The organism is Mycobacterium sp., assembly GCF_049585075.1.
In the GTDB taxonomy this organism is placed as follows: domain Bacteria; phylum Actinomycetota; class Actinomycetes; order Mycobacteriales; family Mycobacteriaceae; genus Mycobacterium.
The window spans coordinates 1-9,264 of record NZ_JBAUZA010000141.1 but is presented as its reverse complement, the minus strand read 5'-3'; the positions used below and the strand labels follow the sequence as shown (position 1 = coordinate 9,264).

11 protein-coding genes are annotated in these 9,264 nt (G+C 64.9%); 5 read left to right on the top strand and 6 right to left on the bottom strand.

Translation table 11 applies throughout. The features are described from left to right. The first annotated feature begins 30 nt into the window (after positions 1-30). Positions 31-711, top strand: coding sequence for a dethiobiotin synthase (gene bioD, locus WB785_RS06735; protein ID WP_424078011.1), 681 nt, complete (start codon positions 31-33; stop codon positions 709-711). Then, positions 711-1,220 (top strand): 2'-5' RNA ligase family protein, encoded by a 510-nt coding sequence (locus WB785_RS06730; RefSeq protein WP_424078005.1) that lies wholly within the window; start codon positions 711-713, stop codon positions 1,218-1,220. Before bioD ends, WB785_RS06730 begins: the two co-directional genes overlap by 1 nt. A 3-nt stretch (positions 1,221-1,223) precedes the next feature. Here the strand turns inward: WB785_RS06730 and WB785_RS06725 are convergent, their stop codons facing one another. The 5 genes from WB785_RS06725 to WB785_RS06705 all read right to left on the bottom strand — a co-directional run bounded on the left by WB785_RS06725 (position 1,224) and on the right by WB785_RS06705 (position 6,707). Then, positions 1,224-2,789, bottom strand: coding sequence for a PE-PPE domain-containing protein (locus WB785_RS06725; protein ID WP_424078004.1), 1,566 nt, complete (start codon positions 2,787-2,789; stop codon positions 1,224-1,226). A 34-nt stretch (positions 2,790-2,823) separates the two neighbouring features. After that, positions 2,824-4,182 carry a hypothetical protein gene (locus tag WB785_RS06720; protein WP_424078003.1) on the bottom strand — a complete coding sequence of 453 codons (1,359 nt, stop codon included), beginning with the start codon at positions 4,180-4,182 and terminating at the stop codon, positions 2,824-2,826. A 49-nt stretch (positions 4,183-4,231) separates the two neighbouring features. Then, positions 4,232-4,600: a hypothetical protein gene (locus tag WB785_RS06715; protein WP_424078009.1), complete on the bottom strand. Its 369-nt coding sequence runs from the start codon at positions 4,598-4,600 to the stop codon at positions 4,232-4,234. A gap of 2 nt (positions 4,601-4,602) precedes the next feature. Further along, positions 4,603-6,426: a hypothetical protein gene (locus WB785_RS06710; RefSeq protein ID WP_424078007.1), complete on the bottom strand. Its 1,824-nt coding sequence runs from the start codon at positions 6,424-6,426 to the stop codon at positions 4,603-4,605. 110 nt (positions 6,427-6,536) lie between these two features. Continuing rightward, positions 6,537-6,707, bottom strand: a complete 171-nt coding sequence (locus tag WB785_RS06705) for a hypothetical protein (RefSeq protein WP_424078012.1) — start codon at positions 6,705-6,707, stop codon at positions 6,537-6,539. Positions 6,708-6,898: 191 nt separating this feature from the next. Between WB785_RS06705 and bioB the strand changes: the two genes are divergently transcribed. Genes bioB through WB785_RS06690 form a run of 3 tightly spaced genes read left to right on the top strand, consistent with a single transcriptional unit; the run spans position 6,899 to position 8,812 of the window. Beyond that, entirely contained in the window at positions 6,899-7,933 is a 1,035-nt protein-coding gene (gene bioB, locus WB785_RS06700) for a biotin synthase BioB (protein WP_424078001.1), read from the top strand. Between the two features lie 10 nt (positions 7,934-7,943). Further along, on the top strand, positions 7,944-8,174 hold the full coding sequence (locus WB785_RS06695) for a hypothetical protein (protein ID WP_424078000.1): 231 nt from the start codon (positions 7,944-7,946) through the stop codon (positions 8,172-8,174). Next, the gene (locus WB785_RS06690) at positions 8,171-8,812 is read left to right on the top strand and encodes a DUF2567 domain-containing protein (protein WP_424077998.1); all 642 of its coding nucleotides are present in this window, start codon (positions 8,171-8,173) and stop codon (positions 8,810-8,812) included. The genes WB785_RS06695 and WB785_RS06690 overlap by 4 nt, the downstream gene beginning before the upstream one ends. On the opposite strand, the gene WB785_RS06685 is transcribed toward WB785_RS06690, so the two are convergent. Further along, the coding region (locus WB785_RS06685) for a lipase family protein (RefSeq protein ID WP_424077997.1) at positions 8,807-9,264 on the bottom strand (458 nt) is incomplete at its 5' end. The genes WB785_RS06690 and WB785_RS06685 overlap by 6 nt on opposite strands.

Here is a 9,264-nt window from a genome sequence, read left to right as displayed (position 1 = left end):
GCTGACCGACGTGCTTCGCGCGGCACGGCGTTGACGGTACTGCTTGTCACCGGCACGGGGACCGGGGTCGGCAAGACCGTCGCGACCGCCGCCCTGACGTCGGCCGCGCGGCAGGCCGGCGTCGACGTCGCGGTGTGCAAACCGGTGCAGACCGGCACCGACGCCGGTGACGACGACCTCGCCGAGGTGACCCGGTTATCGGGGCTGACCAAGGTGGTCGGGCTGGCACGTTACCCGCAGCCGCTGGCGCCGTTGGCCGCCGCCGAGCAGGCCGGGACGTCATTGCCCACCCGCAAAAACGTGCTGAAGCTCATCCGAACACTCGACCGCCCGGGACAGTTGACGCTGGTCGAGGGCGCCGGGGGCCTACTGGTCGAACTCGCCGACGCGAGCGTGACGCTTCGCGACCTTGCGGCCGACTTGAGCGCCGCGGTGCTGGTGGTGGCCACCGCCGAGCTCGGCACCCTCAACCACACCGCGCTTACAGTGGAATCACTTGCAGCACAAGGAATTTCATGCGCTGGGCTGGTGATCGGTACCTGGCCGCTCCGGCCGGGCGTGGTGGAGACGTCCAACCGGTCTGCGCTGGCGCGCTTGGCGCCGCTCCGCGCTGCGTTGCCCGCCGGTGCAGCATCGATGGACGTTGGCGAGTTCGCCGCGATGAGCGCGCACGCGTTCGACCGGGAATGGGTAACCGCGCTGGTCGGCTGATGGTTCATTCGATCGAGTTGGTCTTCGACCGCGACACCGAGGCGGCGATCCGTCGCATCTGGGCGGATCTGGCCGCGGCGGGCATACCCAGCCAGGCGCCGGCCAGTCGTCCGCACGTGACGCTGGCGGTGGCCGAGCGGATCGCGCCGGACGTCGACACGCTGCTGCTGTCGGTGGCGCAACGACTTCCGCTGAGGTGTGCCGTCGGGGCGTCGCTGCTGTTCGGCAGATCCAACGCCGTGCTGGCTCGGCTTATCGTGCCGAACGCCGAGCTACTCGCATTGCACGCTGAGGTGCACCGCATCTGCGGGCCGCATCTGACGCCCGGCCCGATGCCGAATTGCCTGCCCGATCAGTGGACGGCGCACGTCACGCTGGCCCGCCGAGTTGCGGGAGGCCAGCTCGGGCGGGCCTTGCGTATCGCGGGTCGACCCTCAGAGATTGGGGGCAGCTTCGCAGCTTTGCGCCGTTGGGACGGCAGCAAACGCGTCGAGCACCTGATCGGCTGACCGCTACTGGAACAGGTCCACCAAGTTTACGAGGGTTCCTGCGGTCGCTTCGGCGATGGGTACCGCGGTGCCGAGCAACAGAATGAACGGAAGCATGACCACGTCAGCGGCGATTGGGTCACCGATCGCGTTGATCAGGTTGCCGGCGTCCATCTGGTCGACGAACATGCTCGCGTCGTATGCGGGCAGGCTGGTGAGGAGCGCATTGACGGTGTCTGCAATCGGCACCAGGGCCGCGTAGTCGGCTGCGAGGGTGCCGGTCAGATCGTTGACAATGTCGGTCGGCGACGACAGCAATGTCGCGTCCGAAATCGGGAAGTTGGCCGCCCCGCCGAGCGCCTCTTTCAAAATTTCGAAAAGCTGCATCGGCGACGGGTGCAGGGTGTCGGTCAAGCCGGTGTTGAAGGCGCCCGTCAACAGCGTCAAGAGCGACGGGTTATCTTCCAGCGGCGTTATTTGGTAGTTGGCGGGGTTTTCCAGATCCTGGACGGCTGTGCTGATTCCTTGCTGTAGGCCGTTGCTCAATGCGGTGGAGACAGCGGCCCCGTCGAGGTTCGTCGGGAAAAGCCCCAACGTTGTCGGGATATCGGCATATCCCTGGTCCCAGCCGTCGGTGATGCTCCCGTAGCCCAGGTTGACGAGGATGCGCGCGTCGGGTTCTAGCAGATCGTAAAGCGGCTGTCCGATTACTGGCAGCAGCCGCAGCGGGTCCAACAGTGGCAGGCTGTCGTCCGGGATTATGTAGTAGTTGGTCAAGGTGTCTGCTGCCGATGTCGGCAACTGGATGGCCGAAGCGATCTGTTCGGGTGTGTCCCCCAGATAGGCGCCGTGGTCGTAGGGGATGCCCAGCAGAGCGTTGAGGTCTGAGATGAGGTTGAGCGGGTATCTCGGGAAGTCGCTGAAGCCGTCGTATTCCTGCGTATAAATGTCGGTCGGGTAGAGGTCGGCGGGCGTCGCGCCGGTCAACGTGAAGCCAAGGCTGGGAAAGCTCGGGTCTGAGCCGACAGGTAAGTCGAAGCGCTCCAGTACTCCGCCGTCGGGGTTGCTTTCATCGCCGATCAACACGAAGTGCACGTCATCACTGGGCACACCCTGGTTCGCCAGTTCGGTCATTGTTGTCGAGGCGATTACGGAGCTCTGCGAGAGGCCGAACACGACCACTGGGTTGGCGGCGTCCACATGTCCGGTAGCGATCTGGTGCAAGATCGCAGCGTCCAGAATCTCTTGCCCCTGCGCCGCTGAGGTGTCGAACGGCAGGCTGTGCACCCCAGTGACCGGATAAAGCCCTTCGGGAGTGTCCAGCGCTTGCGGAGTGCCGGTGAATCCGCGCGGCTCTAGGTATAGCCGGTCGACGGCCTCCACGTAGCTTGGCGGCGGTATCGGAAGGCCGCTACCGCCCATGACGAACGCGGTGCCACCCCCGAGCGCCGAATCCGCTGTGTCGCCGCTGGTCAACACGACATCGCGGGCTTGGCTGGCAGGGCTGGGTGCAGTGACCGGTATCAAGCTGGCACCCGTGATGGCCACACCGGTGGCGAGGGAGACGCGAAGCATCGAACGGCCCTGCATAAAGACTCCTCAGCTAAGAGGCGGCTGACCGAGTCTAGGCGCTGAAGAGCAAATACAAACCGGTAAACGTGTAACCGACCATGACCAACATCATGGTGAGCTGGCCGGTGAGTTGATGGCCAGCGGGCAGCAGCCGCAGCGCTTTGTCGTGGGCTGCAATCACCGCGACGATATGGCCGGTCACCACGCATGACACCTTGATCACGGCCAGCACCGTGGGGTGCAGTGACAGCACATAGGCAACGTGTAGGTGCGCCAGCCCGAAAAGGTTCCATCCTCGACCGAGCGGATCGGCGAGGGCGAACACCGCTTGTTGACCGCGCTCCACAAGATAGGACAGGTAGTGGGCGAAGATGTAGCCCACCACAATGGAGATCAGCGAGTGTGCCATCTGTCCCGGTAATCCGCGCCGCTGCTCGCGGTCGATGCCTCCGCTCGCGCGGGCGGCAAGCGAAAACGTCGTCGCCACAACGGCAATGAAGAACAGCAACCCGATGGTGCGCAGCATCGATGACGACACCGTCACCGGCACAACGTGAATGGCTTTCGCCAACGGGTCGGCGAAGTTGCGCCAAGTTACCGACGAGGAGAAGCTGTCGAAGGCTGTCGAGCCGAGCAGCACCGCCAAAATCGCGACTACGCCCGGCCGGATCGGCAACGACGGCAGATGATCGAACGGGTTGCCGATCGCAATTCTTCCGGTCTCGGGGTTACGCCGAAACGGTGAAAGCCGTGAAACCGCCATGCTATACACCCCGAACGGGTCAACGCGCGCGAACCAACGTTGCCCGCACAGCCAAGCACCCACCAGCAGCACCGCGGCATAGATCAGCAACCACGATTTGACCCACGGCAGCGCCGCCGGGTTCGGGCTGGCCAATTCCATCCACACAAAGGCGAACAGGCCCACTGCGGCCGGGCGATACCCCCAGCCTTCCGGGTAGGACCGCCGGGGCTCGCCAAGGCGTTGTGGCGTGATGCGCTGCAGCAGCAGATAAACGGTGCGCACCGGTGAAATCACTCGCCACACCGGTCCGAAAAGCAATGAAGCAGCGACCAATCCCACCCACAGCAGCACATAGAACACACTGAGAAGGGCATTCGCCTGCGTCTGCGGTCCCCACAACCCGGCTAATAACACCCAGACGGTGAACAACAACGCGGCGGCGGCCACGATCCCGCGGGCGACTCGCGAATCCACCAGTGCCGTAACTGCTTCCGGCAACGGGCGGCCCGGTTTGAGTGGATCAAACCGCGGCCGTCGCCACGCGAACGCGACCAAGGCAAAGGTGAACGTCAACGCCCACGCGGCTCCAATCACCGAATAGGCATAGGGGACCGGAAGATCGCTCGACCCGCCTAGACCGTGTGCGAGGACCGCCGCATCGGTCACGAGCGCCGCTCCTCCTCATCGCTCCACTCTGCATCGTCGGCGGCGCGGGTCACGGACGCACTTGGATCGTGGCGATCGTGCGGTCCAGGTGATGAAGCTCGACGTCGACGTTGCCCGGCACGTCGACGGTGAACTGAAACGTCTGGTTGGCCGCCACGGCGACCGGGAACTTGTGATCGGGCACCGAATGCACGTGCAGCTCGTCGACGGCGTCACTGGTGACGTGCAACGTAATTGGTTGGGAAACTCTGGCTTGCAGCGTGGCATTGCTCGGCGTGACCTGTCCCTTGGCGATGGTGACGTTGACGACGAGACCCGCACCCGAGGGTTGGCTGGATTTCGGTGCACCGCCGCAAGATACAAGCCCCAACGTCAGCACCATCGCCGCCGCGATGGCGAGTAGACCTCTAGGGATCACGGTCACGCCGCCTGCGGGTGTGACCGTTGCTCCTCGACGGGCTGCTTGGGCGCGGTCTCAGTGGCGTTGATCCGGCCGGCGCCCCAGGTTAGCGCGGTGATCACCATCAACGTGAAGCACAGCACCACGATGCCGCCGGCGGTGAACAACCACGCCGGGACGCTTGGATCGCGTTCGCGCTGCAGAATCGAAACCTCGAGCACGAACGGACGCGTGCTGACCGCCTTCGCCGGAATCTCCGGCACCGGAATTGCTGCGTCAGCCGGTGCCCAAATCGGTACCGCGGTCATCATCCTGCCGTCGTGGACGCGCAGCAACGTTTTCCATTCACCCCACACCGGAATCGGCTGGGTGGACACATAGTGTCCGGCGCCGACCTTCTTGAGATGGTCGATCGCCAGGCCGCGATCGTTCCACATCCGACCCTGCCAGGACAGGATCGTCAGCCAGTCCGGGTGATCGCCCACCAGGGTGGGCGGGCTGATCCGCACGTCGGCCGACACCATGCGTTGCCCCGGTTGGCTCGGCAGGTCGGTCAAGGTGATCGTCGCCGTATCCTCCTTCGGCACGTGGATGTGCAGGCCGTTGGCCACCGTGCCGCCGATCACCAGGACTGTCAGCGCCACAGCGGTGATGCCGAACGTCTTGCTCGGCAACTTCTGGCCGGTTAGCACCATGCCGAACAGCGCCGCGCACACTCCGGCCAGAATCGCGACCGGCACCGCGGTCGGCAGTGCTTCACGCCAGAGCGGCAGCGGCCATGGGTAGTGATAGACCGCGCCGATCCACAGCGACTCCAGCCACAGTCCAACAGTGCCGACGCCAAGACCCGCGACGGCGCCGAACAAAAGTGGACGGCGGAACAGCGGCGTGAGCGCTATCAACTCGACCACCACAGCGGGGCCCAGATACAACGGGAACCAGTTGATCGGGGCGCCCAGAATCGGGCCGACCAGCAACGCCACACCACCGCGCAGCGCAATCGCGAACAGCGCCGCGATGATCGCCGCGCCTTTGCCCATGGTGATGCGCGCGACGACCGTTCCGATGGCTGCGGCCGCGGCTATGAGCATCGGCTGGAACACCAGCCGGAATTGCGGTACTCCGAAGTCGAATTCGATCTGGTAGACCGACATCCCGATGAACAGCCCGCCGAGCGACAGGTAGCGCATCGCTTTGACGAACCACTTCTCCGGGCCGGCATCCGGCACCGCCCGCCTGCTTTCGTACTCCAGCATGAGAGTCGCGAAAAGGGAGAAGTTAGCGCCGCCGATCATCATCAAATGGGTGGGTCCCCACAGCGTGACGTCTTGGCCGAAAATCCGATGCCAGATGTCGTCGAGCGGGAATCCGGTCATCGCGTACAGTCCGCAGCCGGCCATCAGCACACCACCAACCGGCGCATACCAGTTGCTGGTGATTCGAACTGCGGCCGGACCGGGTTTCTCGAACGGCAGAACGATCGAAAGCATCCCTGCCAGGAAGATGCCGAACAGTCCGATGATGATGAAGTAGTGCGCTGGGTTGGCTAACGGCCCGGGGTCGCGGCCGTTGCCGATGTGCCAGCTGACATCCCAGATGAAGCCGAACAGGGCACAGATGATCGACGTGGTGAACACACCGACCGGCAAGGCCACCCACGCTGGGCGGTTGAATTTCTCGCCCATCTTCTCGGCGACGGTGGTCAACCAGGAGATCCGGTGGGTGCGGTGCGCCCAGCCGACGTACAGCATCACCACCCCGATGATCATCGCTGCGATCGAGAGACCGATTACCTGGCTCAGCCCGGCGCCGCGCGCCGGCGGCGCTTCCGCTACAGCTGTCAGTATCACGGCTGCCACCTCTCGTATTCGACCTCAGGCCAATAAAGAACACTTGTTCACTGAACGCCAACTTACTGGCTTCTGGTGCCGAATATGCCCCGATTGGCAGCGGTTCAATCCTGGTTGTCGTCAGCCGAAGTGCGGTCGGACGAATCATGGCCTCGCCGGTCCCTGATGGCGACGTACAGAACGACGCCGACAACGACGACGGCCGGCAAAAACGCCGGTCCTGCCAGCATGATCCAGTGGTGTGCGAGGTACTCGACGTGCGGCGGATCAATCACTTGCGATCACTCCTGAGGTTCCCGATCTGGGTACCCGCGTCGGCCGCTGCAACCACATCACGTTTGTGCAGGTGCACACCGCTAGCCTAGCCTGGGCACCGTTCACTGAGGCCGCGACGAGATCGGGTCGCTTTTCGGTCCGCGTGCTCCGACCCGACACGACCGTGGTCCCAACAAATAAGGAGTAGCTGGTGACTCAGGCGGCGACTCGGCCAACCCCCGGCACCGACAGCACCGACATCCTCACCGTGGCCCGCGAACAGGTGCTCGAGCGTGGTGAGGGACTAAGCCAGGAGCAGGTACTTCGGGTACTTCAGCTGCCCGACGATCGCCTCGAGGAATTATTGGCCTTGGCGCACGAGGTGCGGATGGCCTGGTGTGGGCCCGAGGTCGAGGTCGAGGGCATCATCAGCTTGAAAACCGGTGGCTGCCCGGAGGATTGTCATTTTTGCTCCCAGTCTGGGCTCTTCTCCTCGCCGGTGCGCAGCGCCTGGCTCGACGTTCCCAGCCTGGTGGAGGCGGCCAAGCAGACAGCGAAGACAGGTGCCACCGAGTTCTGCATCGTGGCCGCGGTGCGCGGGCCCGACGACCGGCTACTGGCTCAAGTAGCGGCCGGTATCGAGGCGATCCGCGATGCGGTCGACATTCAGATCGCCTGTTCGCTGGGCATGCTGACCGCCGAGCAAGTTGACCGGCTGTCGGCGATGGGCGTGCACCGCTACAACCACAACCTGGAAACCGCCCGCTCCTTCTTTCCCAACGTCGTGACCACCCACACCTGGGAAGAGCGCTGGCAGACGCTGTCCATGGTGCGTGAGGCCGGCATGGAGGTGTGCTGTGGCGGCATCCTCGGTATGGGTGAGACGGTCGAGCAACGCGCGGAATTCGCCGCGAACCTGGCCGAGCTCGACCCCGATGAGGTGCCGCTGAACTTCCTGAACCCGCGTCCCGGCACGCCGTTCGGTGATCTTGAGGTGCTGCCGGCCAGCGAAGCGCTCAAGTCGGTGGCCGCCTTCCGTCTGGCACTGCCGCGCACCATGCTGCGCTTCGCCGGTGGCCGCGAAATCACGCTCGGCGACCTGGGCGCCAAGAAAGGCATTCTTGGTGGCATCAACGCCGTGATCGTCGGCAACTACCTGACCACGCTGGGTCGCCCGGCAGAGGCCGACCTGGAGCTGCTCGACGACCTGCAGATGCCGATCAAGGCGCTCAACGCGAGCCTGTAGAACGTAATTGATGGTCCGCGACGATCTGCCGGCGCCGGTCGGCGCCGGCATCTACAACGTCTATACAGGCGATCCGGCCGGCAGCATGGTCCCGACCGCCGCCCAGCTCGGCCTGGAGCCACCCCGGTTCTGTGCCGAGTGCGGCCGCCGGATGGTGGTACAGGTCCGGCCCGACGGCTGGTGGGCCAAGTGCTCGCGGCACGGCCTGGTGGACTCGACCGACCTGGACGCACGTCGATGACCGCGCCGGTCGGCCTGCATCTGCCGGCGCCGCCACGGACTTCGCGGCGGCGGGCAGTTTTCGTCATCGCGGCGGGGCTGTTGATCGCTGGCGTGCTCGTCGGTGGCCTGTGGGCATGGATAGCCCCGCCGATTCACGGGGTGGTGGCGCTGACCCATGACGGCGACCGGTTGCACGACTATCTCGGCGACGAGCCCGAGAAATTTTTCGTCGCCGCGTTCCTGATGCTCGGGCTGTTGAACGTCGTCGCCGCCGTGGCCGCTGTGCTGGCATGGCAGTGGCGGGCACATCGAGGGCCGGCGATGGTGACCGGGTTGTGCGCCGGCATGGTTATCGCCGCCGCGGCCGCCGTCGGCGTCGGCGCTTTGCTGGTGCATCTGCGTTATGGCGCAGTGGATTTCGCCGCAGTCCCGGTGAGCCATGACCACCCGGTGTACTACTTCACCGAGGCGCCGCCGGTGTTCTTCGGACGCAGTCCGTTGCAGATCGCCTGCACCCTGCTACTGCCCGCGAGTGCCGCCGCGCTGGTGTATGCGGTACCGGCCGCGGCAACCGCACGCGATGATCTCGGCGGCTACCCTTCCGTCGACCCAGCGAATCCGCTAACGGCGGAGGTGTCGACTTCTACGCCGTCATAGCGGGCGGCGCGGCACCCGCTTTCCCCTGATCACCTTGCCGGCGATGACCGCCAGTCGAGCCATCCCGACGTAGGTGGCCGGGTTGAACATCGTCGGCCACTTCGTCCGGACCAGATGATCGCTCAACGGCCTGCGGGCGAACCGGTCCTGCAGCCAGCGCAGCGTCATCGGCGCCGAGAGCGGATGCAGCAGCAGGTGCTCGTTGAACGCATCCCGGTGGTAGGTGACGTCGGCGCCACCTGCCGAGTAGGCATCAGCCAGCCGGTCGATGTCGTCGACATCGATGAGGTAGTCGTGCACGGCCTGGACGATCAGCACCGGCGGTGTGGGCACCTTGGCGCCCAGTCGGATGCTGTCGAAGACGTGCTGGACCTCCGGCATCGTGAGGACTTCTTCCAGCGGCCGGTCCAGATAGACACCGACGTCCTTTTTCGCCATCCGCAGCACGGCCC